Annotated in this window: 27 protein-coding genes; 16 read left to right on the forward strand and 11 right to left on the reverse strand. The window is 60.8% G+C overall.

Translation table 11 applies throughout. The annotated features are described in order from the left end of the window. The first annotated feature begins 2 nt into the window (after positions 1–2). The 7 genes from ccoO (QZR30_RS16245) (at position 3) to ccoP (QZR30_RS16275) (ending at position 5416) form a co-directional block, all read left to right on the forward strand. The gene (gene ccoO, locus QZR30_RS16245; RefSeq protein WP_003193159.1) at positions 3–611 is read left to right on the forward strand and encodes a cytochrome-c oxidase, cbb3-type subunit II; all 609 of its coding nucleotides are present in this window, start codon (positions 3–5) and stop codon (positions 609–611) included. Positions 612–614: 3 nt separating this feature from the next. Further along, positions 615–815 (forward strand): CcoQ/FixQ family Cbb3-type cytochrome c oxidase assembly chaperone, encoded by a 201-nt coding sequence (locus tag QZR30_RS16250; RefSeq protein ID WP_043048991.1) that lies wholly within the window; start codon positions 615–617, stop codon positions 813–815. Continuing rightward, a complete protein-coding gene (ccoP, locus tag QZR30_RS16255; RefSeq protein ID WP_068967569.1) occupies positions 812–1759 on the forward strand; it encodes a cytochrome-c oxidase, cbb3-type subunit III in 948 nt (315 codons plus the stop codon). The genes QZR30_RS16250 and ccoP (QZR30_RS16255) overlap by 4 nt, the downstream gene beginning before the upstream one ends. Before the next feature lie 441 nt (positions 1760–2200). Next, a complete protein-coding gene (gene ccoN, locus QZR30_RS16260) occupies positions 2201–3643 on the forward strand; it encodes a cytochrome-c oxidase, cbb3-type subunit I (protein ID WP_046071705.1) in 1443 nt (480 codons plus the stop codon). Next, positions 3643–4251: a cytochrome-c oxidase, cbb3-type subunit II gene (gene ccoO / locus QZR30_RS16265; protein WP_068933558.1), complete on the forward strand. Its 609-nt coding sequence runs from the start codon at positions 3643–3645 to the stop codon at positions 4249–4251. The genes ccoN and ccoO (QZR30_RS16265) overlap by 1 nt, the downstream gene beginning before the upstream one ends. Positions 4252–4256: 5 nt before the next feature. Further along, positions 4257–4442, forward strand: coding sequence for a CcoQ/FixQ family Cbb3-type cytochrome c oxidase assembly chaperone (locus tag QZR30_RS16270; protein WP_005790274.1), 186 nt, complete (start codon positions 4257–4259; stop codon positions 4440–4442). Further along, positions 4439–5416 (forward strand): cytochrome-c oxidase, cbb3-type subunit III, encoded by a 978-nt coding sequence (gene ccoP, locus QZR30_RS16275; RefSeq protein ID WP_046071704.1) that lies wholly within the window; start codon positions 4439–4441, stop codon positions 5414–5416. The genes QZR30_RS16270 and ccoP (QZR30_RS16275) overlap by 4 nt, the downstream gene beginning before the upstream one ends. 95 nt (positions 5417–5511) lie before the next feature. Here the strand turns inward: ccoP (QZR30_RS16275) and QZR30_RS16280 are convergent, their stop codons facing one another. Both QZR30_RS16280 and QZR30_RS16285 read right to left on the reverse strand, forming a co-directional pair. After that, positions 5512–5928: a hypothetical protein gene (locus tag QZR30_RS16280; protein ID WP_124401521.1), complete on the reverse strand. Its 417-nt coding sequence runs from the start codon at positions 5926–5928 to the stop codon at positions 5512–5514. 137 nt (positions 5929–6065) lie between these two features. Then, entirely contained in the window at positions 6066–6563 is a 498-nt protein-coding gene (locus QZR30_RS16285; protein ID WP_311903681.1) for a hypothetical protein, read from the reverse strand. A gap of 575 nt (positions 6564–7138) precedes the next feature. Between QZR30_RS16285 and ccoG the strand changes: the two genes are divergently transcribed. The 6 genes from ccoG (at position 7139) to hemN (ending at position 14066) form a co-directional block, all read left to right on the forward strand. Next, positions 7139–8554 carry a cytochrome c oxidase accessory protein CcoG gene (gene ccoG / locus QZR30_RS16290; RefSeq protein WP_046071701.1) on the forward strand — a complete coding sequence of 472 codons (1416 nt, stop codon included), beginning with the start codon at positions 7139–7141 and terminating at the stop codon, positions 8552–8554. 15 nt (positions 8555–8569) lie between these two features. Beyond that, on the forward strand, positions 8570–9109 hold the full coding sequence (locus QZR30_RS16295) for a FixH family protein (RefSeq protein ID WP_046071700.1): 540 nt from the start codon (positions 8570–8572) through the stop codon (positions 9107–9109). 116 nt (positions 9110–9225) lie between these two features. Continuing rightward, a complete protein-coding gene (locus QZR30_RS16300) occupies positions 9226–11670 on the forward strand; it encodes a heavy metal translocating P-type ATPase (RefSeq protein WP_311903682.1) in 2445 nt (814 codons plus the stop codon). A gap of 22 nt (positions 11671–11692) precedes the next feature. Continuing rightward, positions 11693–11905 (forward strand): cbb3-type cytochrome oxidase assembly protein CcoS, encoded by a 213-nt coding sequence (ccoS, locus tag QZR30_RS16305; RefSeq protein WP_068967571.1) that lies wholly within the window; start codon positions 11693–11695, stop codon positions 11903–11905. Then, complete coding sequence (locus QZR30_RS16310) at positions 11898–12581, forward strand: sulfite exporter TauE/SafE family protein (protein ID WP_046071697.1); 684 nt, start codon at positions 11898–11900, stop codon at positions 12579–12581. The genes ccoS and QZR30_RS16310 overlap by 8 nt, the downstream gene beginning before the upstream one ends. Before the next feature lie 102 nt (positions 12582–12683). Further along, entirely contained in the window at positions 12684–14066 is a 1383-nt protein-coding gene (gene hemN / locus QZR30_RS16315; RefSeq protein ID WP_046071696.1) for an oxygen-independent coproporphyrinogen III oxidase, read from the forward strand. A gap of 6 nt (positions 14067–14072) precedes the next feature. Here the strand turns inward: hemN and QZR30_RS16320 are convergent, their stop codons facing one another. After that, on the reverse strand, positions 14073–14534 hold the full coding sequence (locus QZR30_RS16320) for a VCBS domain-containing protein (RefSeq protein WP_056845634.1): 462 nt from the start codon (positions 14532–14534) through the stop codon (positions 14073–14075). A gap of 156 nt (positions 14535–14690) precedes the next feature. Here QZR30_RS16320 and fnr point away from each other — a divergent pair, with 156 nt between their 5' ends. Both fnr and QZR30_RS16330 read left to right on the forward strand, forming a co-directional pair. Then, positions 14691–15425, forward strand: coding sequence for a fumarate/nitrate reduction transcriptional regulator Fnr (gene fnr / locus QZR30_RS16325; RefSeq protein WP_046071695.1), 735 nt, complete (start codon positions 14691–14693; stop codon positions 15423–15425). A 76-nt stretch (positions 15426–15501) separates the two neighbouring features. Beyond that, positions 15502–16050 (forward strand): adenine phosphoribosyltransferase, encoded by a 549-nt coding sequence (locus tag QZR30_RS16330; RefSeq protein WP_057011878.1) that lies wholly within the window; start codon positions 15502–15504, stop codon positions 16048–16050. A gap of 133 nt (positions 16051–16183) precedes the next feature. Here QZR30_RS16330 and QZR30_RS16335 read toward each other — a convergent pair whose 3' ends face one another. The 6 genes from QZR30_RS16335 to QZR30_RS16360 all read right to left on the reverse strand — a co-directional run bounded on the left by QZR30_RS16335 (position 16184) and on the right by QZR30_RS16360 (position 22844). Further along, positions 16184–17332, reverse strand: a complete 1149-nt coding sequence (locus QZR30_RS16335; RefSeq protein WP_311903684.1) for an acyl-CoA dehydrogenase family protein — start codon at positions 17330–17332, stop codon at positions 16184–16186. Positions 17333–17532: 200 nt separating this feature from the next. Continuing rightward, complete coding sequence (gene recR / locus QZR30_RS16340; RefSeq protein ID WP_043047046.1) at positions 17533–18135, reverse strand: recombination mediator RecR; 603 nt, start codon at positions 18133–18135, stop codon at positions 17533–17535. A 66-nt stretch (positions 18136–18201) separates the two neighbouring features. Continuing rightward, complete coding sequence (locus QZR30_RS16345; RefSeq protein WP_056845637.1) at positions 18202–19236, reverse strand: NADP-dependent oxidoreductase; 1035 nt, start codon at positions 19234–19236, stop codon at positions 18202–18204. Positions 19237–19375: 139 nt separating this feature from the next. Continuing rightward, complete coding sequence (locus tag QZR30_RS16350; RefSeq protein ID WP_017527493.1) at positions 19376–19714, reverse strand: YbaB/EbfC family nucleoid-associated protein; 339 nt, start codon at positions 19712–19714, stop codon at positions 19376–19378. A 44-nt stretch (positions 19715–19758) separates the two neighbouring features. Further along, on the reverse strand, positions 19759–21825 hold the full coding sequence (dnaX, locus tag QZR30_RS16355) for a DNA polymerase III subunit gamma/tau (RefSeq protein WP_311903685.1): 2067 nt from the start codon (positions 21823–21825) through the stop codon (positions 19759–19761). A 77-nt stretch (positions 21826–21902) separates the two neighbouring features. Then, the gene (locus tag QZR30_RS16360) at positions 21903–22844 is read right to left on the reverse strand and encodes a DMT family transporter (RefSeq protein WP_046071690.1); all 942 of its coding nucleotides are present in this window, start codon (positions 22842–22844) and stop codon (positions 21903–21905) included. A gap of 102 nt (positions 22845–22946) precedes the next feature. Between QZR30_RS16360 and QZR30_RS16365 the strand changes: the two genes are divergently transcribed. Continuing rightward, entirely contained in the window at positions 22947–23810 is an 864-nt protein-coding gene (locus QZR30_RS16365) for a LysR family transcriptional regulator (RefSeq protein ID WP_046071689.1), read from the forward strand. Positions 23811–23924: 114 nt separating this feature from the next. Here QZR30_RS16365 and QZR30_RS16370 read toward each other — a convergent pair whose 3' ends face one another. Both QZR30_RS16370 and QZR30_RS16375 read right to left on the reverse strand, forming a co-directional pair. Next, positions 23925–24515, reverse strand: a complete 591-nt coding sequence (locus QZR30_RS16370; protein WP_046071688.1) for a hypothetical protein — start codon at positions 24513–24515, stop codon at positions 23925–23927. 1 nt (position 24516) lies between these two features. Then, a complete protein-coding gene (locus QZR30_RS16375; RefSeq protein ID WP_046071687.1) occupies positions 24517–25563 on the reverse strand; it encodes an N-acetylmuramidase family protein in 1047 nt (348 codons plus the stop codon). Positions 25564–25659 lie beyond the last annotated feature (96 nt).

Below are 25659 nucleotides of genomic sequence, written 5' to 3' on the forward strand. Positions count from 1 at the left end.
TGATGAAACACGAAACGATTGAAAAGAACGTCGGCCTGCTGATGCTGCTGATGGTGCTCGCCGTGAGCATCGGCGGCCTGACCCAGATCGTCCCGCTGTTCTTCCAGGACGTGACCAACAAACCGGTGGAAGGCATGAAGCCCTACACCGCATTGCAATTGGAAGGCCGCGACATCTACATCCGCGAAGGCTGCGTGCAGTGCCACTCGCAGATGATCCGCCCGTTCCGCGCCGAGACCGAACGCTACGGTCACTACTCGGTGGCAGGCGAAAGCGTGTGGGACCACCCGTTCCTGTGGGGCTCCAAGCGCACCGGGCCAGACCTGGCCCGCGTCGGCGCGCGCTACTCGGACGACTGGCACCGCGCGCACTTGTACAACCCGCGCAACGTGGTACCGGAGTCGAAGATGCCGGCCTATCCATGGCTGGTCACCGCCGCCGTCGACAGCAGCCACACCGAGACCAAGTTGAAGGTGATGCGCACCCTCGGCGTGCCCTACACCGACGACGACATCAATGGCGCGGTCGCCAGCCTCAAGGGCAAGACCGAGATGGACGCGCTGGTTTCCTACCTGCAAGTGCTCGGCACTGCCATCAAGAGCAAGAGGTGAGCCATGGGATTTGAATTCGATGCAGGCACCATCCGCGGCCTAGGCACGCTGGTGGTCGCTATCGCCTTTATCGGCCTGTCGCTGTGGGTGTTCAGCCCACGGCGCAAGTCGGAGTTTGACGATGCGACCATGCTGCCGTTTGCCGATGAACCCTCCCCAACCGACGCTCAAGCAGAGCCAGCAACAAGGAGCACTCGGCCATGACTACTTTTTGGAGTACATGGATCTGCGTATTGACCCTGGGAAGCCTGATCGGCCTGACCTGGCTCTTGGTCGGCACCCGCAAGGGCGAAACCAAGGGCAGCGTCGACCAGACCATGGGCCACGCCTTCGACGGTATCGAGGAATACGACAACCCGCTGCCCCAGTGGTGGTTCATGCTGTTCGCCGGCACCCTGGTGTTTGCCGTCGGCTACCTGATCCTCTACCCGGGCCTGGGCAACTGGAAAGGCGTGCTGCCGGGTTATGAGGACGGCTGGACCCAGACCAAGGAGTGGGACAAGGAAATGGCCAAGGCCGACGCCAAGTTCGGGCCGATCTTCGCCAAATTCGCGGCGATGCCCGTGGAGGAGGTCGCCAGGGACCCGCAAGCGTTGAAGATGGGCGGCCGCCTGTTCGCCTCCAACTGCGCAGTGTGCCATGGCTCGGATGCCAAGGGCGCCTACGGCTTCCCCAACCTGGCAGACAGCAACTGGCGCTGGGGCGGTTCGGCCGAAGCGATCAAGGCCACCATCATGGCCGGTCGCCACGCAGCCATGCCGGCCTGGGGTGAAGTGCTGGGTGAGGATGGGGTGAAGAACGTCGCCGCTTATGTGCGCCACGACCTGGCCAAGCTGCCCTTGCCAGCGGACAACACCGCTGACCTGGCCGCCGGCCAAGCCGCATTCAGCACCACCTGCGTGGCCTGTCACGGCCCGCAAGGCCATGGCGTGGAAGCCATGGGCGCGCCGAACCTGACCGAACCAAGCGGGTTTATCTACGGCACCAGCCTGGCGCAGTTGCAGCAGACCATCCGCCATGGTCGCCAGGGCCAGATGCCGGCCCAGGAAGTGCTGCAGGGCAATGACAAGGTGCATCTGCTGGCGGCGTACGTGTATAGCCTGTCCCATAACGCTGATGGTGCAACGCCAGACAGCCCGACCAAGTAACCGCTCCGCTTTACTGTAGGAGCGAGCTTGCTCGCGAAGAACCTGAGGACACCGCATTTATCCGGAATAAACGCGGCGCTTTGGATTTCTTCGCGAGCAAGCTCGCTCCTACAGTGATCCAATGTCGTCTTCATTTGCGCGACCAAGTGTCGCACCCTCGCAACACCCAACTTCCCCCCCCTCATATTCGGGTCTACGCTTGTTCCCACAGTGGAGCAATTCTGGCGTAGGCGACGGTATTCGTCGCGCCCTCTAAAATTCCTGTCCACTTGATCAGCTTTCGATTTCGGATTTAATCCTTACGCCAAACATGGAAAGGGCGCAGAATCTGGCGTGGAACGCATTGATACAGGTCAGCCATTGCGTTGCAATGGCCCCTCGCTTTCTACATACTTGCGACCGATTTTACCTATAAAAAAACCTAAACCGTGGAACCTTAGAATGAGCACAGCAATCAGTCCGACTGCTTATAACTATAAGGTAGTCCGCCAGTTCGCCATCATGACGGTGGTCTGGGGGATCCTTGGCATGGGGCTCGGGGTGTTCATCGCCTCGCAACTGGTCTGGCCGCAATTGAATTTCGACCTGCCATGGACGACCTTCGGTCGCCTGCGCCCGCTGCACACCAACCTGGTGATCTTTGCCTTCGGTGGATGTGCGTTGTTTGCCACTTCCTACTATGTCGTGCAGCGTACCTGCCAGACCCGCCTGATCTCCGACAGCCTGGCTGCCTTCACCTTCTGGGGCTGGCAGGCGGTCATCATCGGCGCCATCATCAGCCTGCCCCTGGGCTACACCACCACCAAGGAATACGCCGAGCTGGAATGGCCGATTGCGATTTTGCTCGCGATTGTCTGGGTGACCTACGCAGTGGTGTTCTTCGGCACCATCGTCAAGCGCAAGACCAAGCACATTTACGTGGGCAACTGGTTCTACGGGGCATTCATCCTGGTCACGGCGATGCTGCACATCGTCAACCACGCGTCCTTGCCGGTCAGCCTGTTCAAGTCCTACTCGGCCTACTCGGGAGCGACGGATGCGATGATCCAATGGTGGTACGGCCACAACGCCGTAGGCTTCTTCCTCACCACCGGCTTCCTCGGCATGATGTACTACTTCGTACCGAAACAGGCCGAGCGCCCGATCTACTCCTATCGCCTGTCCATCGTGCACTTCTGGGCGCTGATCACCCTGTATATCTGGGCAGGTCCTCACCACCTGCACTACACCGCGCTGCCGGACTGGGCACAATCGTTGGGCATGGCGATGTCGATCATCCTGCTGGCCCCAAGCTGGGGCGGCATGATCAACGGCATGATGACCCTCTCGGGCGCCTGGCATAAGCTGCGCACCGACCCGATCCTGCGTTTCCTGGTGGTGTCCCTAGCGTTCTACGGCATGTCGACCTTCGAAGGGCCGATGATGGCCATCAAGACGGTCAACTCGCTGTCCCACTACACCGACTGGACCATCGGCCACGTGCACGCTGGCGCTCTGGGCTGGGTGGCGATGATTTCCATCGGCGCGCTGTACCACATGATCCCCAAACTGTTCGGCCGCGTGCAGATGCACAGCGTCGGGCTGATCAATGCGCACTTCTGGCTGGCCACCATCGGTACCGTGCTCTACATCGCCTCGATGTGGGTCAACGGCATCACCCAGGGCCTGATGTGGCGTGCGATCAACGATGACGGCACCCTCACCTACTCCTTCGTCGAAGCGCTGCAGGCCAGCCACCCGGGCTTTATCGTGCGGGCCCTGGGCGGAGCGTTCTTTGCCAGCGGCATGCTGTTGATGGCCTACAACGTCTGGCGCACCGTGCGTGCCTCTGACCCTGTAGAAGCCGAAGCCGCCGCCAAGATCGCCGTTGTGGGAGCCCACTGATGAAGCATGAAGTAGTCGAGAAGAATATCGGCCTGCTGGCCTTCTTCATGGTCCTCGCCGTGAGCATTGGCGGCCTGACCCAGATCGTGCCGCTGTTTTTCCAGGACGTGACCAACAAGCCGGTCGAAGGCATGAAGCCGCGCACCGCCCTTGAACTGGAAGGCCGCGACGTCTACATCGCCAACGGGTGCGTAGGATGCCACTCGCAGATGATCCGCCCGTTCCGTGCCGAAACCGAACGCTACGGCCACTACTCGGTAGCAGGCGAAAGCGTGTGGGACCACCCGTTCCTGTGGGGCTCCAAGCGCACCGGGCCGGACCTGGCCCGTGTCGGCGGGCGTTACTCCGATGACTGGCAGCGTGCGCACCTGTACAACCCGCGCAACGTGGTGCCGGAGTCGAAAATGCCGGCGTACCCGTTCCTCGTGGAAAACAAGCTCGACGGCAAGGACACCGCGAAGAAGATGGAAGTCTTGCGCACCCTGGGCGTGCCCTACACCGACGAAGATATCGCCGGTGCAGCCGCCGCCGTGAAGGGCAAGACCGAAATGGACGCATTGGTGGCCTACCTGCAAGGCCTTGGCACCATCATCAAAAGCAAACGGTGACCTACATGGATATCGGGATGATTCGTGGCCTGGGCACCGTTGTGGTGATGGTGGCCTTTGTCGGCCTGGCGTTGTGGGTGTTCAGCCCGCGGCGCAAGTCGGAGTTTGACGACGCGACCATGCTGCCCTTTGCGGATGACCCCGAAGCCATCAAGCACGTCGAGCAAGCTTCTAGGAGTAACAAAGAATGACTACGTTCTGGAGTCTGTACGTCACAGTCCTCAGTCTGGGTACCATCTTCGCCCTGACCTGGCTGCTGCTGTCGACCCGCAAGGGCCAGCGCACCGAGCAAACGGACGAGACCGTCGGCCACTCGTTCGATGGCATCGAGGAGTACGACAACCCACTGCCCAAATGGTGGTTCATGCTGTTTGTCGGCACCATCGTCTTTGCTCTTGGCTACCTGGTGCTGTACCCCGGCCTGGGCAACTGGAAGGGCTTGCTGCCGGGTTACAACTACCTCGATAACGACAAGCAAACCGCTTTCGCCAACGGCCAGACCGGCTGGACCGGTGTGCATGAGTGGGAAAAAGAAATGGCCAGGTCGGACGCCAAGTTCGGGCCGATCTTTGCCAAATTTGCCTCGATGCCCATTGAAGAAGTTGCCAAGGACCCGCAAGCCTTGAAGATGGGCGGCCGCCTGTTCGCCTCCAACTGCTCAGTGTGCCACGGCTCCGACGCCAAGGGCGCGTACGGCTTCCCCAACCTGACCGACGCCGACTGGCGCTGGGGCGGCGAGCCGGAGACCATCAAGCAAACCATCATGCAAGGCCGCCACGCGGTGATGCCAGGCTGGGCCGAAGTCATCGGCGAGCAAGGGGTGGCTGACGTCGCGGGCTTTGTGGTGACCAACCTCGACGGCCGCAAGCTTCCGGAAGGCGCCAAGGCCGACGTAGCCAACGGTGAGAAACTCTTCGCCGCCAACTGCGTGGCCTGCCACGGCCCGGCCGGTAAAGGCACGCCTGCAATGGGCGCGCCGGACCTGACTCATCCGGGGGCGTTTATCTACGGTTCGAGCTTTGCCCAGCTGCAGCAGACCATTCGCTATGGTCGCCAAGGCCAGATGCCGGCGCAGGAGCAACTGCAAGGGAACGATAAGGTGCATTTGCTGGCGGCTTATGTGTACAGCTTGTCCCATGGGGATAAGAAGGCCGAAGAACAGTAAAACCTCGAAAACAACAAAGCCCCGCGCAGTGAAAACTGGCGGGGCTTTTTTGTAGATGGCTGTTACAACTACCTGTTAATGCTAAGCAGCGGCCTTTATCGAGCGTCCGGGCCGGCAGTTCTTTCCTCATGTTCAGTGAACAGCGCATCCTGGTAATTATGGATATCCTGCCGATCAAACTTGCGGTTACTCTCACCTTTTTCGTCCAAGTCCAGGGAAGCCGCGAAGCCAGCGCGGTTGAGGACCTCAAGGACGAGGACCTGGTCCGCCAGGGTGAACTGGTTACCAGCCAAGCCCAAGGCTATGTACTGCAAATAATCCAGCGTCAAAAAACCCGGGGCTTCAGGGTCCACAAACCGCTCGAAGTTATCACCCAAGGTCCTGGCTAGCTCATACCGGTCCAGGCCGGCGTAAAGATTGGACATTTCACGCAACGTTGCACGTGTCTCGCTGGCAGGCAGGGGCGCAGGGCCTGGAACGTTATAAGTCGCAGGATTCGGAACGATAATCACGTGGTCACCTTACTGGTATGTAATCCCACTCCCACCATGGGCATTGGGTGATAAATGAGTGTTCATTTTCGTCGTTCCAGTTCCAGCCCATGCGTACAAGCCTACAGGGTGCTAAAAGGCGACCCCTGCCTATTCTATCAAAATACTACTGTTCTAAAAAACGCCCGCCGTGCGTTACGCAATGGCGCATGATAGATATCCAACTGCTCTAAAGTGCGCCTATCAATGATGCCATTCAAATTCTCCAAATCGACTTTATTAAAAACATTCATGCTATCAAGCTTACTCATAAGACCGGGCATTATAAAAATCATTTTGGCCAGTTCAATGTTGTCGGCTGAGATGCCAGATTTACGCCCGCTGACAATATCCATCAGCGTACCCACCGTAATAGTTCCCGGGGAGCTGGGCTCTTCAAACACATTGAAATTACGCAATAGTCTTTCCACTACCTCGCCCTCTATCACCTTGGAATCCTGAGGTACCAGATTCCCCCCAAACGATGGCTGAGTGCGAAAACTTTCTAGCGTATTCGCGTAATGTGGCACACCATGATCGGGAGCCGGCAGCCCCAACGGCAAGTCGGCCAACCCAGTTAAATTAGCTGACAGCCGAGCAGCGTCATCAATAATCATTTAACACCTCAACTAAAATAATTTAGCCCATCGCACTCGATGGACAGTGAATTAGTTAAAACCCCCACCAAACAGTTCCGCCAGAAAAACGAGAACCTGTAAGCGTGTTTGTATCCATTAAACCGAGAACGTCCGTGGTGGACGAAGTTCAAACACAGGTACAAGTTAATTAAAAGCATCAACCGCAACCAGTGCGCATTGTAAGTGCCGGAAATTTCGCTGATGAACTGCATACATATTGAATGTGTCAGGCCAAACCGACGAACGTGATGCGCTGACCGCCGCCAAAGCGCTGCTTCGTGGGCATCACACGCAACGTCAACGACCTCAGCTTCAGGGGGATACCGATTAATCCATAGACGAATGACCTGCCTGCCTGCAAAAAGCGTCCATACTTTACAAGTCAATTGATCCAGATCACGTACACCATCAATTGATTTCTCCCAACGCGACCAAAGGTCGCACCCCTTACATACCCTCGGGGGCGTATCATCAGGCCACTGCAACACCCCCCAATTTGACCCCGGCTGGCACGTACTGGCCGAGGCAAATCTCCACCGCCGTGGGATGCAATGATGAGCAACCAGATACCGGTACATGACGTTACCCCGCCTGCCAAAAACGCGAGCAACAGCGTCGACCTCTACGCCTCGCGAGAGAAAATCTACACCCGCGCCTTCACCGGGCTGTTCCGTAATTTGCGCATGCTCGGTGGCGCCGGCTTGTTCCTGCTCTACTTCGGCACGGTGTGGCTGAATTGGGGCGGCCACCAGGCTGTGTGGTGGAACCTGCCGGAGCGTAAGTTCTTCATTTTTGGCGCGACCTTCTGGCCCCAGGATTTCATCCTGCTCTCGGGCATCCTGATCGTTGCGGCCTTCGGGCTGTTCTTTATCACCGTGTACGCCGGGCGTGTGTGGTGTGGCTATACCTGCCCGCAAAGCGTGTGGACCTGGATCTTCATGTGGTGCGAAAAGGTCACCGAAGGCGACCGCAACCAGCGCATCAAGCTGGACAAGGCCCCCATGGGCGCCAACAAGTTCCTGCGCAAGTTCAGCAAGCACACGCTGTGGCTGTTGATCGGCTTCGCCACCGGCATGACCTTCGTCGGCTATTTTTCGCCGATCCGCGAGCTGGTGTTCGACTTTTTCACTGGCCAGGCCGACGGCTGGTCGTATTTCTGGGTGGGTTTCTTCACCCTCGCCACCTACGGCAACGCGGGCTGGCTGCGCGAACAGGTGTGCATCTACATGTGCCCGTATGCGCGCTTCCAGAGCGTGATGTTCGACAAAGACACCTTGATCGTTTCCTACGACCCACGCCGTGGCGAAGTACGCGGCCCGCGCAAAAAAGGCGTCGACTACAAGGCTCAGGGCCTGGGCGATTGCATCGACTGCACCATGTGCGTACAGGTGTGCCCGACCGGTATCGATATCCGCGACGGCCTGCAAATCGAGTGCATTGGTTGCGCTGCCTGTATCGATGCCTGCGACACCATCATGGACAAGATGGAATACCCCCGCGGGTTGATCAGCTACACCACCGAGCACAACCTGTCCGGGCAGAAGACGAATAAGCTGCGCCCACGGTTGATCGGCTACGCGCTGGTGCTGCTGGCAATGATCAGCCTGCTGGTCGGCGCATTTTTCATGCGCTCGCTGGTCGGCTTCGATGTCAGCAAGGACCGCGTGCTGTACCGCGAAAACGCCGAAGGGCGCATCGAGAACGTCTACAGCCTGAAGATCATGAACAAGGACCAGCGCGACCACACCTACGTGCTCGACGCCGCCGGCCTGCCGGACCTCAAGCTGCAAGGCCGACGCGAAATCAAGGTAGCTGCCGGCGATATCGTCAGCATGCCGGTAGAGCTGTCGAGTGCGCCGGAGCAGTTGCCGTCGAGCACCAACGAGGTGACGTTCATCCTCAAGGACGCCGATGACACCAGCGTTCATATTGAAGCCAAGAGCCGATTCATCGGCCCACAAGTCCGTTAACAGGGAATAGAACCAATGTCCTCAGCCACTGCCGCAAGCCCTTGGTACAAGCACCTCTGGCCCTGGATCATCATTGCGATCCTGGCCTGCTCGGTGACCCTGACCTTGTCCATGGTGACCATCGCGGTGAACAACCCGGACAACCTGGTCAACGACAACTACTACGAAGCCGGCAAAGGCATCAACCGCTCCCTGGACCGCGAACGACTGGCGCAGACCCTGCAATTGCGCGCCAGGCTGCACCTGGATGAACTGACCGGCGAAGTCGAACTGCAACTGACCGGCAACAGCGGCCCGGCGACCCTGGAACTGAACCTGATTTCCCCAACCCAGCCGGAGAAGGATCGCAAGATCGTCCTGGCCCGTAGTGACACTGGGCAGGGCCGCTATATCGGCCAGGTCGCCGACAAGGTCGAAGGCCGGCGCTTCGTGGAATTGCTCGGCGTGGAAGGTGACCAGACCTGGCGGATGTTCGAAGAGGAAGAGGTCAGCCATGACAAGGACTTGCTGCTGGGTGACGAGCCGTTGCAGGGTGCCGAAGACCTGAAGCAGTAAAAAAAGCCGCGTTACGCGCATCGCGGGCAAGCCCGCTCCCACAGGAGAACGCAACCGAATGTGGGAGCCGGGCTTGCCCGCGATGAGGCCCTCCCAGCCACCAAAGACCTTGAACCATGACCACCCCCTGCTACCACTGCGCCCTGCCCGTCCCCGCCGGCAGCCGGTTTACCGCCCAAATCCTCGGCGAGCGCCGCGAACTGTGCTGCCCGGGCTGCCAGGCGGTCGCCGAAGCCATCGTTGCCGGTGGGTTGGAAAGCTATTACCAGCACCGCAGCGAAGCCTCGGCCAACCCTGAGGCATTACCGGTGCAACTGGTGGATGAGCTGGCGCTGTACGACCGCGCCGATGTGCAAAAACCCTTTGTGCGCCACGAAGGCGACCTTGCCGAAGCCACCCTGTTGATGGAAGGCATCAGCTGCGCCGCCTGCGGCTGGCTGATCGAGAAGCACCTGCGCAGCCTGCCCGCCGTAGCCGAGGCCCGGCTGAACCTGTCCAACCACCGCCTGCAGGTACGCTGGGCCGATGGGCAATTGCCGTTGAGCCAACTGCTCAGCGAACTGCGCCATATCGGCTACGCCGCCCACCCTTACCACGCCGACCGCGCCGCCGAGCAATTGGCCAGCGAGAACCGCCTGGCCCTGCGCCAACTGGGCGTCGCCGGCTTGCTGTGGTTCCAGGCGATGATGGCAACCATGGCCACCTGGCCGGAATTCAATATCGACCTGAGCCCGGAGCTGCATGTGATCCTGCGCTGGGTCGCGATGTTTCTGACCACGCCCATCGTGTTCTACAGCTGCGCACCCTTCTTCAAGGGCGCCCTGCGCGACTTGCGCACGCGCCACCTGACCATGGACGTGTCGGTGTCCCTGGCGATTGGCGGCGCCTACGTGGCGGGCATCTGGACGGCGATCACCGGTGTGGGCGAATTGTATTTCGATGCGGTGGGCATGTTTGCGCTGTTCCTGCTGGCTGGGCGTTACCTAGAGCGTCGCGCCCGGGAACGCACCGCAGCGGCCACCGCTCAGTTGGTCAACCTGTTGCCTGCCTCCTGCCTGCGCCTGAAAAATGACGGCCAGAGCGAACGCATCCTGCTCAGTGAGTTGGCGCTGGGTGATCGCGTGTTGGTGCACCCCGGTGCGGTGCTGCCGGCGGATGGCGTGATTCTCGACGGCCAATCCAGCATCGATGAATCCCTGCTGACCGGCGAGTACCTGCCACAACCCCGGGGGATTGGTGACAGCGTCACCGCTGGCACTCTGAATGTCGAAGGCGCGCTGAGCGTCGAAGTGCGCGCCCTGGGCCATGACACACGGTTGTCCGCCATCGTGCGCCTGCTGGAGCGCGCCCAGGCTGAGAAGCCCCGCCTGGCGCAGATCGCCGACCGCGCCGCGCAGTGGTTCCTGCTGTGCTCGTTGATAGCCGCCGCGCTGATCGGCCTGCTGTGGTGGGAGCTGGACCCATCCCGGGCGTTCTGGATTGTATTGGCGATGCTGGTGGCCACGTGCCCGTGCGCGCTGTCCCTCGCCACGCCGACCGCCCTCACTGCTGCCACCGGCACCTTGCACACTCTTGGGTTGCTATTGACTCGTGGCCATGTGCTTGAGGGCCTGAACCAGATCGATACAGTGATTTTCGACAAGACCGGCACCCTCACCGAAGGGCGCCTGGCGTTGCGCGCCATCCGGCCCCTGGGCGCGCTGGACAGCGACCAATGCCTGAGCCTCGCGGCCGCCCTGGAGAACCGCTCGGAACACCCGATCGCCCGCGCCTTTGGGCGTGCGCCGCTGGCCGCCGACGAAGTGCTCAGTTCCCCCGGCATAGGCTTGGAAGGTCGCGTGGGTGAGCGGCACCTGCGTATCGGCCAACCGGCGTTTGTCTGCGCGCTCAGTGGTTGCGCGATGCCGGCGGCGCCGGATGAAGCCGGGCAATGGCTGCTGCTGGGCGATCGTAACGGCGCACTCGCCTGGTTCGTGCTGGACGACCGCCTGCGCAGCGATGCACCGGCCTTGTTGGCCGCCTGCAAGGCGCGCGGCTGGCGTACGCTGCTGCTCTCGGGGGACAGTTCGCCGATGGTCGCCAGTGTCGCCCTTGAGCTGGGCATCGACGAAGCCCACGGTGGCCTGCGCCCTGACGACAAGCTGCGGGTGCTACAGAATCTGCACAAGGAAGGTCGCAAAGTGCTGATGCTCGGCGATGGCGTCAACGATGTGCCGGTGCTGGCCGCCGCTGATATCAGCGTAGCCATGGGCTCGGCCACGGACTTGGCGAAAACCAGTGCCGACGCGGTGCTGTTGTCCAACCGCCTGGATGCCTTGGTGCAGGCCTTCAGCCTGGCGCGACGCACTCGTCGGGTAATCATTGAGAACCTGCTGTGGGCCGGGCTGTACAATGGCCTTATGCTGCCGTTTGCCGCCCTGGGCTGGATCACCCCGATCTGGGCGGCGATCGGCATGTCCCTCAGCTCATTGACCGTGGTGCTCAACGCCTTGCGCCTGACTCGCCTGCCGAGCGCGCCAGCCACCGGCACCACCTTGATAACCCGCCCGCTGCCGGCCTGAGCCGCGTGGGCATGGAGTGCAGATGCCAGCTCTATACGTGATGATTCCGGCGGCGCTGCTGTTAGTGGGTGTGGCGATCTACATCTTCTTCTGGGCCGTGGACAGTGGCCAGTACGAGGACCTCGATGGTCCGGCCCACAGCGTGTTGTTCGACGATCAGGATCCGAATCACCTGGCCGCCGTCGACGAAGCCAACGGCCCCGAGCAACCGCCCAAAGCCCCACCCAATGCTTGAGCTGGCGCCCCTGCTGGTCTCGGCGCTGATCCTTGGCCTGCTCGGCGGCGGCCATTGCCTGGGCATGTGCGGCGGGCTGATGGGCGCGCTGACCCTGGCGATCCCCAAGGCGCAACGCAGCCGCCGCTTTCGCTTGCTGCTGGCGTACAACCTGGGACGCATCCTCAGCTATGCAACGGCGGGGTTACTGATTGGCCTGGCCGGCTGGGCAGTGGCCAACAGCCCGGCGGCGATGTTCATGCGCGTGCTCGCCGGGCTGCTGCTGATCTGCATGGGCCTGTACCTGGCCGGCTGGTGGAGCGGCCTGACCCGTATCGAAAGCCTCGGGCGTGGCCTGTGGCGGCATATACAGCCTGTTGCCAACCGTCTGCTGCCGGTATCCAGCCTGCCGCGCGCCTTGCTGCTGGGCGCGTTGTGGGGCTGGTTGCCGTGCGGGTTGGTCTACAGCACCCTGCTCTGGGCGGCGAGCCAGGGCAATGCGCTGGACAGTGCATTACTGATGCTGGCCTTCGGGCTGGGCACCTGGCCGGTGCTGCTCGCCACCGGGTTGGCGGCCGAACGCGTGACCGCGTTATTGCGCAAGCGCAGCGTGCGTGTCGCCGGGGGCGTGCTGGTAATGATCTTCGGTATCTGGACGCTGCCGGGCCCGCATCAGCACTGGCTAATGGGGCATTAAAGGCCATGTGGCATAGCGCCGCTCCCCGTTGATGCAAATCAAGATGCCTGCCCAGCCCTGCCCCTAGACTCGGCCCACTAGCCATTCCCGGGGACCGCCCGCATGCTCGACGCCATTCGTTGGGACACAGATCTGATTCACCGCTACGACTTGGCGGGGCCGCGCTACACGTCCTACCCCACCGCCGTACAATTTGACAGCCAGGTCGGCACCTTTGACCTGCTCCACGCGCTGCGTGACAGCCGCAAGGCCGTGCGGCCCTTGTCGCTATATGTGCACGTGCCGTTCTGCGCCAACATTTGCTACTACTGCGCCTGCAACAAGGTCATCACCAAGGACCGCGGCCGCGCCCAGGCCTACCTGCAACGCCTGGAGCAGGAAATCCAGCTGGTGGCCTGTCACCTCGACCCCAAGCAAACGGTTGAGCAGCTGCATCTGGGCGGCGGTACGCCCACTTTTCTCAGTCACGACGAACTTCGCCAGGTGATGGCCTGCCTGCGCCAACATTTCAATTTGCTGGATGACGATTCAGGCGACTACGGTATCGAAATCGATCCACGCGAAGCCGACTGGGCCACCATGGGCCTGCTGCGCGAGCTGGGTTTCAACCGCGTAAGCATCGGCCTGCAAGACCTCGATCCCGACGTGCAACGGGCGGTCAATCGCCTGCAAAGCCTGGAAGAAACCCGCGCGGTGATCGATGCGGCACGCACCCTGCAATTTCGCTCGATCAATATCGACCTGATCTACGGCTTGCCCAAGCAGTCTCCGCTGAATTTTGCGCGCACCGTGGAGGAAGTCATCCGTTTGCAGCCGGACCGCCTGTCCGTATTCAACTACGCGCACCTGCCAGAACGCTTCATGCCGCAACGGCGGATCAACATCGACGACCTGCCCTCGCCGGCTGAGAAACTGCTGATGCTGCAAACCACCATCGAGCAATTGACCCAGGCCGGCTACCGCTATATCGGCATGGACCACTTTGCCTTGCCAGACGACGAATTGGCCATTGCCCAGGAAGAAGGCAGGTTGCAGCGTAACTTCCAGGGTTACACCACCCACGGGCATTGCGACTTGATTGGGCTTGGAGTGTCGGCGATCAGCCAGGTCGGCGACCTGTACTGTCAAAACAGCAGTGATCTGAACCAGTACCAGAATGCCTTGGCGGGCGCGCAGCTGGCGACCAGCCGTGGACTGGTCTGTACCACGGATGATCGTCTGCGCCGGGACGTGATCCAGCAGTTGATCTGCAATTTCAGCCTGGTATTCGAAGGGATCGAACAGACCTACAACATCGATTTTCGCGGTTATTTCACCGAGCTATGGCCGCAACTGGAGACGATGGCGACCGATGGCTTGATCGAGCTGGATGCCCTGGGCATTCGTGTGCTGCCGGCCGGGCGCTTGTTGGTGCGCTCGGTGTGCATGGTGTTCGATGCCTATCTGGAGCACCAGAACAGGCAGCGATTTTCGCGGGTCATCTGACGGTGGTTACTTCATCGCCAGCCCGGCAGTCTTGATCGCATCGGCGCCGCTCATGTCTTTCATGGCTTTGGCCAGCGACGCCTGAGCGCTGGTCAACCCGGCCTGCAGTGCGCTCAACGCCGATTGCAGGCCCGAAAGCCGGGCACGTGCCTGTTCCGGCGAGAGGTTTTTATCAGCCATCACCGCCGCCATCTCAGCCTGTTTCTCGGCAATCTGTTTCTTGATCTCGCGAATCATCTTCAGCAGATTCTTGACGTTGTCCGCCAGGCCACTGTCATCGATATCACTGTTTGAGGTTTTCTCCGCCGCTGCAGCTTTCATCGCGGCACCAGAAATGGTCACTGAAACGGCAGGCTTGGCTGCATCCGTCGACGGGATCGCGGCAACATCGGAGTCTACCGCCTTCTTGGCTTCGGGCAGTGCCTGGACCTGGGTGCGCGAGGCGAGTTGAGTACTGAGGGATAACATGGTTTGAGCCACCCGCGTTCATATTCGATGGCAGTGCTATCGGCCGCCTCGGGCAAATCTTTATATTCCGCCAGGTTTTTTGTACATGCTGGCTTCGGTGCCCCCCAGTGCGTTACCCTTACGTCTTATGTGTGTTTTCCCACAAGGATTTAAGAAATGTCTGAGCCAGCCAAACTGCGCGCTCACAGCCAGGTTCACTGCAAGGATTGCAGCCTGGCTCCCCTCTGCCTGCCACTTTCGCTGAATCTGGAAGACATGGATGCGCTGGACGACATCGTGAAACGCGGGCGCCCGCTAAAAAAAGGCGAGTTCCTGTTTCGCCAGGGCGACAAGTTCGATTCGGTCTATGCAGTACGTTCGGGCGCGTTGAAGACATTCAGCCTAAGCGATGGCGGTGAAGAACAAATCACTGGCTTCCACTTGCCCAGCGAGTTGGTCGGGCTGTCGGGGATGGACACCGAGGTTCACCCGGTGTCGGCCCAAGCGCTGGAGACGACCTCGGTGTGCGAAATCCCTTTCGAACGCCTCGATGAATTGGCCCTGCAATTGCCGCAGTTGCGTCGCCAGCTGATGCGCGTGATGAGCCGCGAGATTCGTGACGACCAGCAAATGATGCTGCTGCTGTCGAAGAAAACCGCCGACGAGCGCATCGCTACATTCCTGGTCAACCTGTCGGCGCGCTTCCGTGCCCGTGGTTTCTCGGCCAACCAGTTCCGCCTGAGCATGTCGCGCAATGAAATCGGCAATTACCTGGGGCTGGCCGTAGAGACCGTGTCCCGCGTATTTACCCGCTTCCAGCAGAACCAGCTGATTGCCGCCGAGGGCAAAGAAGTGCATATCCTTGATCCGATCCAGCTGTGCGCACTGGCCGGCGGTTCACTGGAGGTCTGATCCAGACTGCGGCCGCGCCAATCGGCGAGGCCGCAGGTATACTTCGAGTCCGTTTTCCGCCCAGGACTCTGCGACGATGACTTTCGATTCGTTCGACATCAAATCCCTGATTCGCCCCGTCATCGACTTCCCCAAGCCTGGGGTTATCTTTCGTGACATCACTCCCCTGTTCCAATCGCCCCGCGCCCTGCGCCTGGTCGCCGACAGCTTTGCACAGCGTTACGTCGAGGCCGACTTCAGCCATATTGGCGCAATGGATGCGCGTGGTTTCCTGATTGGTTCGATCATCGCCTATCAGCTCAACAAGCCGCTGATCCTGTTTCGCAAGCAGGGCAAGCTGCCGGCGGACGTGCTTGCCGAGGGTTACCAGACCGAATACGGCGAAGCCTTCCTGGAAGTGCACGCCGACAGCCTGTGCGAAGGGGATTCGGTGCTGATGTTCGATGACCTGATCGCCACCGGAGGTACCTTGATCGCTGCGGCTAACCTGGTGCGGCGCATGGGCGCGAAGATCTTTGAAGCCGCGGCGATTATTGATTTGCCTGAGCTGGGTGGGTCGCAGCGGTTGGAAGACATGGGGATTCCGACGTTTTGCCTGACGCAGTTTGGGTTGACTGAAAGATAGTCTTTGTCAGGACTGGCCTCATCGGCAGCAAGCCCCCTCCCACATTTTGACTTGTGAACACAATCAAGAATGTGGGAGGGGGCTTGCTCCCGATGGGGCTTGCTCCCGATGGGGCCCGAAAGAACACCGCCGGTCAAAGCCCCATCTGCTTGCTGATGATTTCGTTCATCACCTCCCGCGTCCCCCCACCAATCGACAGAATCCGATTATCCCGATACAGCCGCTCCACCAGGCTGCCACGCATATACCCCTGCCCACCCAATATCTGCACTGCGTCATAGGTCACCCGATCAGCCGTGTCAGTGGCCAGGTTCTTGGCCATGGAAATCTCCTTGATCACGCTCTTGCCAGCGGCCATCCTGGAGGCCTGGCGATAGGTGAACTCCCGGGAGACTTCCACGGCGGTGGCCATTTCCGCCAGCCGATGCTTGAGCACCTGGAATTTGCCGATGGGCTTGCCGAATGCTTCGCGCTGGGCGGCCCACTTGAGGCTCTCCTCCAGGGCCAGTTGCGCGGTCATGTTAGCCATCAAGGCCAGGGCTAGGCGCTCGCTCTGGAAATTGCCCATGATGCAGGCAAAGCCCATATTTTCAGCGCCGATAAGGTTGCCGGCGGGTACGCGGCAATCGTCGAAGAACAGTTCGGCGGTGTCCGACGCCCACCAGCCCATCTTTTTCAGCGGCTGGCCGACAGTGAACCCGGGCGTGTCTTTCTCAATCATCAGCAGGCTGATGCCGCCAAAGCCCGGGCCGCCGGTGCGCACCGCCACGGTATAAAAATCGGCACGGATGCCACTGGTGATAAAGGTCTTGGTGCCGCTCACACGGTAATCTTCGCCCTCGCGTACGGCACGGGTCTGCAGGTTGGCCACATCCGAGCCGCCGCTGGGTTCGGTGACGGCCAGCGCGATGATCTTCTCGCCGCTCAACACCTGGGGCGCCACGCGCTCACGCACCTCGGGCCTGGCCCATTTGACGATGGGGGGCAGGCCGATATCCAGGGAGCCCAGCCCCGCCACCACACCACCGGAACCACAGCGCATCAATTCTTCGCTGGCGGCCACCTTGGCGAACAGATCACCTTCGTGGCTGCCGCCTAGCGATTCCGGATAACCAATCCCCAGAATGCCCGCCGCGCCCGCCTTGAGATAGAGCTCGCGGGGAAAGCTCTCAGCCTCCTCCCATTGCTCAATACCCGGCAACATTTCGCGCTCGACAAAACGACGCACGCTGTCGCGGACCAATTGGTGGCTGGGATCGAAGTATTCCTGATAGGCAGACATCGGCAAGCTCCATGGCGAGATGGAGCGAACTTACCAAGCGCTTGCTTGGTTATCAAGCCATACACAGTTATCACTGACACCACAAAACTACTGTGGGAGGGGGCTTGCTCCCGATAGCGGTGGATCAGCCAATAACTCTGTCGACTGACACACAGCAATCGGGAGCAAGCCCCCTCCCACATTTGATCCTGCTGCGGATGTTAGAGCGCGATCGGCTTACGACCCGCGAACGAGTGGGCCAAGGTGCCACCATCGACCAGCTCCAACTCGCCACCCAACGGTACACCATGGGCAATACGCGAGGTGATCAAGCCTTTATTGGTCAACAACTGGGCAATGTAATGCGCCGTGGCTTCACCTTCCACGGTCGGGTTGGTCGCCAGGATCACTTCGGTAAAAGTGCCCTGCGCTTCAATTCGTGCGACCAGTTGCGGAATACCGATAGCCTCCGGCCCCAGCCCGTCCAGCGGCGAAAGATGGCCCTTGAGCACGAAGTAGCGTCCGCGATAACCGGTCTGCTCCACCGCATACACATCCATCGGCCCTTCCACCACGCACAGCAAGGTGTCGTCACGGCGTGGGTCGGCGCATTGCGGGCAGAGCTCTTCTTCGGTGAGGGTGCGGCATTGGCGGCAGTGGCCCACGCCTTCCATGGCCTGGCTCAGGGCCTGGGCCAGGCGGGTGCCGCCGCTGCGATCACGCTCCAGCAGTTGCAGGGCCATGCGCTGGGCAGTTTTCTGGCCGACACCGGGCAGCGTGCGCAAGGCGTCGATCAGTTGGCGAATCAGGGGGCTGAAGCTCATGGGCGAAGGGTCCGACAAAACAACGAGACGCGGTTTATACCCGCGCCCCGGATTAGCGTCAAATACTCAATCCTGCGCGACGCGCACCACCAACTTGCCGAAGTTGCGCCCCTCGAGCAAGCCGATAAAGGCTTCGGGCGCCTGCTCCAGGCCATCGACCACGTCCTCGCGGAACTTGATCTTGCCATCGCGCACCCACGGCGCCATGGCGCTGAGGAACTCCGGCTGGCGGTCGCCATAGTCGTCGAACACGATAAAACCCTGGATACGCACGCGCTTGGTCAGCAAGGTACGCTGCAGCGCCGGCAGGCGATCAGGGCCGCTGGGCGCTTCGTGGGCGTTGTAACCGGCAATCAACCCGCACAGCGGCACGCGCGCCTTGGGGTTGAGCAGAGGCAGCACCGCATCGAAGACTTTACCGCCGACATTTTCAAAGTAGATGTCCACGCCTTTGAAACAGGCCAGCGCCAGTTCCTGGGCAAAGTCCGCGCTCTTGTGGTCGATACAGGCATCAAAGCCCAGCTCATCCACCACATAGCGGCACTTGTCCGCACCACCGGCGATGCCCACCACACGCAAGCCCTTGAGCTTGGCCACCTGGCCCACCACCGAGCCCACCGCGCCGGACGCAGCGGCCACCACCAGGGTTTCCCCGGCCTTGGGCTGGCCGATGTCCATCAGGCCCATGTAGGCGGTCATGCCCGGCATACCCAGCACACCCAACGCCATCGACGGACTCGCCAGGCCCTTGGGCACTGGCATGAGGTTGCTCCCATCGCAAATGCAGTGGCTCTGCCAGCCGGTTGCGCCCACCACCAGGTCGCCTACCTCAAATTTCGGGTGACGCGATTGCTCGACACGGCTGACAGCACCACCGGTCATTACCTCGTCGATTTCCACGGGCGCGGCGTAGGACGGTGCGTCGCTCATGCGCCCACGCATATAGGGGTCCAGCGACAGATACAGCGTCTTCAACAACACCTGACCGTCTGCCAGCTCCGGCAGGCTCACACGTTCAAGGCGAAAGTTCTCCGGCGTGGGTGCGCCTTGAGGGCGTGAGACCAGGACGATGCGTTGGTTGAGCGTCATTTCTTGAGGCATCAGCGGGGCTCCTGTTATCGATGAGAATTCAACGGTATAAGGTGCAGACCATGGGTAACGGGTTGGGGTTCGATGTTTCGTCGGCCCAAAAAAAATGCCAGGCGCAATGCCCGGCATTTGAATCTAGCCAAAGTCTGTATCAGAACGGCAGCTTCATGCCCGGTGGCAATTGCATGCCAGCGGTCACGCCGGACATTTTGTCCTGGCTGTTGGCTTCGATCTTGCGCACGGCGTCGTTGACGGCCGCGGCGAACAAGTCTTCGAGCACTTCGCGGTCGTCGTCGCTGACGCCTTCCAGCAGGCTCGGGTCGATGCTCACGCGCTTGATGTCGTGACGACCGGTCATCACCACGCTGACCATATCGCCACCGGCTTTACCGGTGACTTCGGCGTTGGCCAGTTCTTCCTGCATCTTGGCCATCTTTTCCTGCATCTGCTGCGCCTGCTTCATCAGGCCGGCCATGCCACCTTTCATCATGGGAATCACCTCAAAAGTACGTGGATCAAGTTAGTAGCCCGGAGTCATGACGCCTGGGACACCGGGGCTTCGACAGGTTCAATAGTATCGTGACGGACGACCGCACCGAACTGTTGCATCATTTGTTGGATCAGCGGATCAGCGTGGATCGAATCCTCGGCCTCGCGTTGACGGTTAAGGCGCCGACGAGTCGCCGCCTGGGCCGGAGTTTCCTGCTCGGGCTTGATCAGCTCGATGGCGATGGTCAGCGTGCGCCCATGGTACTGGTTGAGCGCATCGTTGAGCCGACGCTGCTGGGTGGCATTGAACAAGGCGCTATGGGCCGGGTCCAGGTGCAACAGCCAGTGGTCGCCCTCGATGGAAATCAGGGTGCAGTTGGCGGCGATACTGCCGGTCATGCCGGAGATCGGCAATTTCGGAAACAATTCCAGCCATTGCAGGGCCAAGCCGGTGGCCGGGGCCGCAGCCGGTTCTGCCTCGGGCTCGGGCGCTGGCTCGGCGGTATGCTCACTGGCCAATTCGTCCAGGTAGCTGTAGGCCGAGTCCATGTCCGGCTCGATGTAGTCTTCATCCAGCGGCGGTTCATCGTCCAGGTCAATGCCTGGGGTTGCAGCCTCGACCTGGGCGACCGTCGGCTCGGGGACCGGTGCCGACACCCATTCAGGGGCATCCGGCACGACGCTGTCCGGGGTCGGCGCCGGCATCGGCGTCAGCTCGGGCTGCTCGCCGGCGGTTTCCAGCACGGGCTCCACGGCGGGTTGTTGCTCAGGCTCTGGCTCGGCTTCGGCTTCGACCGGGTCATTCCAGGGCAGGTCGACCACAGGCTCTGGCTCGACAACCGGCGCAGGTTCAACCACAGGCGCTGCTGCAACCGGCTCAGGCTCAGGCTCAGGCGTCGGCGCAACCGGTACGGGTGCAGCGACTACTGACGCGACAGCTGCCGCGCCAGCCACTGGTTTGGCGGAATCAACTGTGGCCTGGCTGATCCCCACTGGCTTTAGCGGCTGTCTCGGTGCGTCTGCCGAATCCGCCGGCCGGAACGCCAGCATACGCAGCAGCACCATTTCAAAGCCGCCGCGCGGGTCCGGCGCCAGGGGCAGGTCCCGGCGGCCAATCAGGCCCATCTGGTAGTAGAACTGCACATCCTCGGCCGGCAAGGCCTGGGCCAGGGCCAATACGCGATCGCGGTCGCCATGGCCGTTGTCGACGCCTTCCGGCAGGGCCTGGGCGATGGCGACGCGGTGCAGCACATTGAGGATCTCCGAGAGCACGCCGTTCCAATCCGGGCCTTGCTCCGAGAGGTGGCGCACCGCTTCGAGCAGCGCCTTGGCGTCGCCTTCAATCAGCGCATGAAGCACATCATATACCTGGCCGTGGTCCAGGGTGCCGAGCATGGCGCGCACATCGGCAGCCATGACCTTGCCTTCGCCGAACGCGATGGCCTGGTCGGTGAGGCTCATGGCGTCACGCATCGAACCGTCGGCGGCGCGGCCCAACAACCACAGCGCGTCGTCTTCGAACGGTACGTTCTCGACGCCCAGCACGTGGGTCAAATGCTCGACCACGCGCTCGGGGGTCATGTTTTTCAGGGAGAACTGCAGGCACCGCGACAAAATCGTTGCAGGAAGTTTCTGCGGGTCGGTGGTGGCCAGGATGAACTTAACGTAGGGCGGCGGCTCTTCCAGGGTTTTCAACAGGGCGTTGAAAGAGTGGCTGGACAGCATGTGCACTTCGTCGATCAGGTAGACCTTGAAGCGGCCACGGCTCGGTGCGTACTGCACGTTGTCGAGCAGCTCGCGGGTGTCTTGGACCTTGGTGCGGCTCGCGGCGTCGATCTCGATCAGGTCGACAAAACGCCCCTCGTCGATCTCGCGGCATACCGAACAGGTGCCGCAAGGCGTTGAAGTGATACCGGTTTCACAATTCAGGCACTTGGCGATGATGCGCGCAATCGTGGTCTTGCCCACCCCGCGGGTACCGGTGAACAGGTAGGCGTGGTGCAGCCGTTGGCTGTCCAAGGCATTGATCAGAGCCTTGAGCACATGGGTCTGGCCGACCATTTCGCGGAACGAGCGCGGGCGCCATTTACGTGCAAGAACCTGATAACTCATCGAAAACCGTCGCAACTGGGAAGCGGAAGCCGGTAATGCTAGCGGAGCAAGGGGGAAATTGCATCCGGCACGCTCGTCTAATCTGACGAAGGTCGCCCGATTGGCCCCACAGCGGGCTTTTGCACACGTCCTGCATGAACGATTGAACGCCAGTGGCGCTCCAGGCTAATGGCGGCCACGCTGGCCAGCACGATCACCGCGCCCAGCACCACCTGCAGGGCCACATGCTCGCCGAGCAGCATTGCGGCCATCACCATGGCCACCGGTGGGATCAGGTACATCGCCACCGAAGCACGGCTGACCTCGACATGCTTCAACACATACCCCCAGGCCAGGTAGGCCAAGGCGCTGGGGAAAATGCCCAGCACCAGCACCGCGAAGTTCTCCGGTAACGGTGCCTGTACGATGGCGGCGGGCAGGCCCGGCAGGTTCACGCAAAGCATCAAGGTGCCGGACCACACCATGTAGCACGCCAGGGTCAGCGGGCTGTAGCGATGGGCGTAATGCCGCGCGATGGCGAAATACACACTCCACGAGCACGCCGCCAGCAGGATCAGCAAGCCCCGAGGGTCGATGTCGCCCACGCCGTGGTCGCCCCAGATCACCACCAGCACGCCGGCCAGGCCCAATAGCACACAGGCCCAGCGCCAGGCACTGACCCGTTCCTTCAAGCAGAAAAACGCGATCAACACACTGAACAACGGCGCCGACTGTGCCAACACGCTGGACGCCGCCGCCGTCACCCATTGCTGACCGCTATTGATGCTGGTGTGGTGCAGGAACACCCCAAAGAAACCTAAGACCAGCAGCCAGGGAAGATCGCGCACCTGCGGGCGGCCGATACCGACCACCACCGCCACGCCCCCCATGAATACCGATGCAATCAGGAACCGCAGCAACGCCAATTGACCGGGGCTGTAGCTGTGCAGCCCCATGTGCACGCCAATCGGCGAATAGGCCCAACAGAGGATGACGCTGGCAATGACTAGCGTAAGCTTTAGAGGTGACGGGGTATTCATCGACGGCATCCACGCATTGAGAAGGCATGCCGTCAGTCTTGGCCCAGGCCGGGCCTAGGACAATTAAGTGTTTCTGACTTCTGAAATCACGGGAACTGAGCAATGGAACTGGCCCAACTGAAAATGGTGCGCGCCGTGGCACAAACCGGCAGCGTGGCCCAGGCTGCCTTGCAGTTGCACTGTGTGCCGTCCAACATCACCACGCGCATCAAGCAGCTGGAAAACGAGTTGGGCACGCCGCTGTTTATCCGCGCCGGCCGCGGGTTGGCGATCAGTGCTGCGGGTGAGATCTTCCTGGATTACTGTGAACGCATCCTGGCGCTGGTGGATGAGTCCAAACGTGCGGTGGATGCCAACGCCATTCCCCGTGGCACCTTGCGCATCGGTGCGGTGGAATCCAGCGCCAGCGGCCGCCTGCCACCGCTGCTGGCGGAATATCACCGACGTTACCCCGAGGTCAGCCTGGAATTGGTCACCGGCGCCTGGGCGCAATTGCTCGACGACCTGCAACACCATCGCCTGGACGTGGCCCTGGTGGCCGCCGGTGGCAAACGTACGAAGCTGGAACAGAGCGTGGTCTACAGCGAGCGCCTGGTGTTGATTGCCAGCGCCTCCAGTGCACCTATCAATAGCGCCGAGGACCTGGCCGGCCGCACGCTGCTGGTATGGCCGCCAGGCTGCCCCTATCGCGCCGCCCTGGAAAACTGGCTCAAGCCCCATGACTTCAAGCCAGCGATTGCCAGCTACGCCAGTTGGGGCACGATCATCGGCTGCGTCAGCGCGGGGATTGGCGTGGCGCTAGCGCCCGAGGGCATTCTGGCGCGCTATGAGCAGGCCAATCAGCTGGCGTCCTATCGGTTCGACGAACTGGCGGCGGTGGACAACCTGCTGTTTTGGCACAAGGACACCCAGCGACACCTGGCACGGGATGCATTCGCCGGGCTACTGCGCGAGACCTTTGGCTGACACATTCCTAAATGTGGGAGGGGGCTTGCTCCCGATAGCGGTGTGTCAATCAATATAGGTGCTAGCTGACCCTTCCTCATCGGGAGCAAGCCCCCTCCCACATTTCAGAGCTTCTCAGAGCTTCGGCGCAACCAACCGTGCGTACTGGCCCTGGCTGATCCACCCCGTGAACGAACGGTCGTCAGCATTGATAAACTCCACCTGCGCCCAGCCATCCTTGAACGCCAGCACACCCACCACATCATCCTTGACGATGTAGGGACGCTTGGCGGCCTTCGCACCCGGGGTTTTCAACAGGTAAGCCTTGTCGGCGGATACGGTCACCAGGCCGATCCACTTTTTGCTGGCGGTCTGGGTCAGGTCCAGGCCGGTGGCGATTTCCGGCATCAGCACGTTGATACAGCCGGGGTGTTGACGGCCCTGCTCCACCGTCAGGATCACGCCGTCGGACGCCACAGCCACACTGCCAGGGTAGGCGGCGTCCAGCCAGGTGGTCAGCGCCTCAGGCTTGCCTTGCAGGTAGAAGCTGCAACGGCGGCTCACGCCCTCGCCCATCGCCTCGGCGTAGAAACCCTCGACCTGATGCCCAGGCGTTACCGCCAGCATCAACCCTTCGTACTTGCCCGAATGCAAGGTTGGCGAGCCAGCCAGTGCCGACGCCACCGTGCATAACGACAACACGCCCATCGCCAGAAAACGAATCATCTTATTTCTTCCCTTCAAAGGCTTCGTAGGCTTGTTTCATCAGCACGTCATAGTTGCCGTAGTCATCGCCGTTATAGTTGCGGGCCATGGCTGTGAAATCCTTGTTTTTCATCGCACTCATCAACGCCGTGCTCTTGCTGCAAAAGCTGATGTAGGCCTTGAGTTGATTACCGGCGTTCACTTTCAACGCTGCGACTAACTCAAACACCGTCTTGAAACCGCAGGATGCGAAGTTGAATCCCATGACCTGAAACATGCCCCAGGACGCCGACATCAATGCCGCCTCCTGGTCCAGGGCGAATGCGGTAGCCATGGTTTCCCAGGCCTTGACCTGGTCCTTGTTATTGGTCTGCCACTGCGGCCCGGCTTTTTTCTTGTAGACATACGACAGCAGCGGGTGCGACTGGTCGTAGATGTGATTGGTGTACTTGCGAAAGTGGTGCCCTTCGAAGGCGATGATCGGTAACTTTGCCGGCCCGAAACCCACCTTCCCGCCCGACTCCACGGTCGCAAAAGCCTTGACCACATTTGTCGAAATGCCGTTGCCCAGTTGCTTGGCGGCATTCTGGAAATCCGTATCGCTGAGCGTTGTGCCGCCGTCACAGGTGGCCTGGAGCATTAACTGGCGGTTGCGCCGCTCGGCCTCGATCACTGCACGCACCTGGCTCAGGTAGACGTTGACCGTGGCTTGCACCGCATCGACGTTGTTATTGCCCAATGCGTTGAGAAAGCTCGGAATGCGCATGGCCGGGAAGGCCCTCACGGGCACCTTCACCGCTTCTTCGATCAAGCTGTTGAACGTGCGCCCCGTGGGGTCGATCACACCATCGGGATGGGCGTATTTGAGATGGCGGAACTGATACTGGCTGATGCATTGCACCAACTGGCCGTCGCACTTGCCGTTTTCCTGCAAGGCAAAGCCCATCTTGGGAATGATCAAGTTAAATAGGTACTGGATGCACTGAACATCAGCGGGCAAGTTGCGGGCTTTACCGGGAGCGCCTACTGAAGCACTGATAAGACGAGGCAACCCTTGCAGGCTCTTCATGACAGACATCCTTGTGAGTGAAAGAAGTGATAGCACTTCAATATCAAATCCGTGCCCTTGTCATACTCTGAAACAAGTGGCTGGCGCAAGCTAGCA

Origin of the sequence: Pseudomonas sp. rhizo25 (assembly GCF_031931935.1) — a bacterium.
In the GTDB taxonomy this organism is placed as follows: domain Bacteria; phylum Pseudomonadota; class Gammaproteobacteria; order Pseudomonadales; family Pseudomonadaceae; genus Aquipseudomonas; species Aquipseudomonas synxantha.

Coding starts and splice junctions, on each gene's coding strand:
- ccoO (WP_003193159.1), top strand. CDS start 3: ATGAAACACGAAACGATTGAAAAGAACGTCGGCCTGCTGATGCTGCTG.
- QZR30_RS16250 (WP_043048991.1), top strand. CDS start 615: ATGGGATTTGAATTCGATGCAGGCACCATCCGCGGCCTAGGCACGCTG.
- ccoP (WP_068967569.1), top strand. CDS start 812: ATGACTACTTTTTGGAGTACATGGATCTGCGTATTGACCCTGGGAAGC.
- ccoN (WP_046071705.1), top strand. CDS start 2,201: ATGAGCACAGCAATCAGTCCGACTGCTTATAACTATAAGGTAGTCCGC.
- ccoO (WP_068933558.1), top strand. CDS start 3,643: ATGAAGCATGAAGTAGTCGAGAAGAATATCGGCCTGCTGGCCTTCTTC.
- QZR30_RS16270 (WP_005790274.1), top strand. CDS start 4,257: ATGGATATCGGGATGATTCGTGGCCTGGGCACCGTTGTGGTGATGGTG.
- ccoP (WP_046071704.1), top strand. CDS start 4,439: ATGACTACGTTCTGGAGTCTGTACGTCACAGTCCTCAGTCTGGGTACC.
- QZR30_RS16285 (WP_311903681.1), bottom strand. CDS start 6,563: ATGATTATTGATGACGCTGCTCGGCTGTCAGCTAATTTAACTGGGTTG.
- ccoG (WP_046071701.1), top strand. CDS start 7,139: ATGAGCAACCAGATACCGGTACATGACGTTACCCCGCCTGCCAAAAAC.
- QZR30_RS16295 (WP_046071700.1), top strand. CDS start 8,570: ATGTCCTCAGCCACTGCCGCAAGCCCTTGGTACAAGCACCTCTGGCCC.
- QZR30_RS16300 (WP_311903682.1), top strand. CDS start 9,226: ATGACCACCCCCTGCTACCACTGCGCCCTGCCCGTCCCCGCCGGCAGC.
- ccoS (WP_068967571.1), top strand. CDS start 11,693: ATGCCAGCTCTATACGTGATGATTCCGGCGGCGCTGCTGTTAGTGGGT.
- QZR30_RS16310 (WP_046071697.1), top strand. CDS start 11,898: ATGCTTGAGCTGGCGCCCCTGCTGGTCTCGGCGCTGATCCTTGGCCTG.
- hemN (WP_046071696.1), top strand. CDS start 12,684: ATGCTCGACGCCATTCGTTGGGACACAGATCTGATTCACCGCTACGAC.
- QZR30_RS16320 (WP_056845634.1), bottom strand. CDS start 14,534: ATGTTATCCCTCAGTACTCAACTCGCCTCGCGCACCCAGGTCCAGGCA.
- fnr (WP_046071695.1), top strand. CDS start 14,691: ATGTCTGAGCCAGCCAAACTGCGCGCTCACAGCCAGGTTCACTGCAAG.
- QZR30_RS16330 (WP_057011878.1), top strand. CDS start 15,502: ATGACTTTCGATTCGTTCGACATCAAATCCCTGATTCGCCCCGTCATC.
- QZR30_RS16335 (WP_311903684.1), bottom strand. CDS start 17,332: ATGTCTGCCTATCAGGAATACTTCGATCCCAGCCACCAATTGGTCCGC.
- recR (WP_043047046.1), bottom strand. CDS start 18,135: ATGAGCTTCAGCCCCCTGATTCGCCAACTGATCGACGCCTTGCGCACG.
- QZR30_RS16345 (WP_056845637.1), bottom strand. CDS start 19,236: ATGCCTCAAGAAATGACGCTCAACCAACGCATCGTCCTGGTCTCACGC.
- QZR30_RS16350 (WP_017527493.1), bottom strand. CDS start 19,714: ATGATGAAAGGTGGCATGGCCGGCCTGATGAAGCAGGCGCAGCAGATG.
- dnaX (WP_311903685.1), bottom strand. CDS start 21,825: ATGAGTTATCAGGTTCTTGCACGTAAATGGCGCCCGCGCTCGTTCCGC.
- QZR30_RS16360 (WP_046071690.1), bottom strand. CDS start 22,844: ATGAATACCCCGTCACCTCTAAAGCTTACGCTAGTCATTGCCAGCGTC.
- QZR30_RS16365 (WP_046071689.1), top strand. CDS start 22,947: ATGGAACTGGCCCAACTGAAAATGGTGCGCGCCGTGGCACAAACCGGC.
- QZR30_RS16370 (WP_046071688.1), bottom strand. CDS start 24,515: ATGATTCGTTTTCTGGCGATGGGCGTGTTGTCGTTATGCACGGTGGCG.
- QZR30_RS16375 (WP_046071687.1), bottom strand. CDS start 25,563: ATGAAGAGCCTGCAAGGGTTGCCTCGTCTTATCAGTGCTTCAGTAGGC.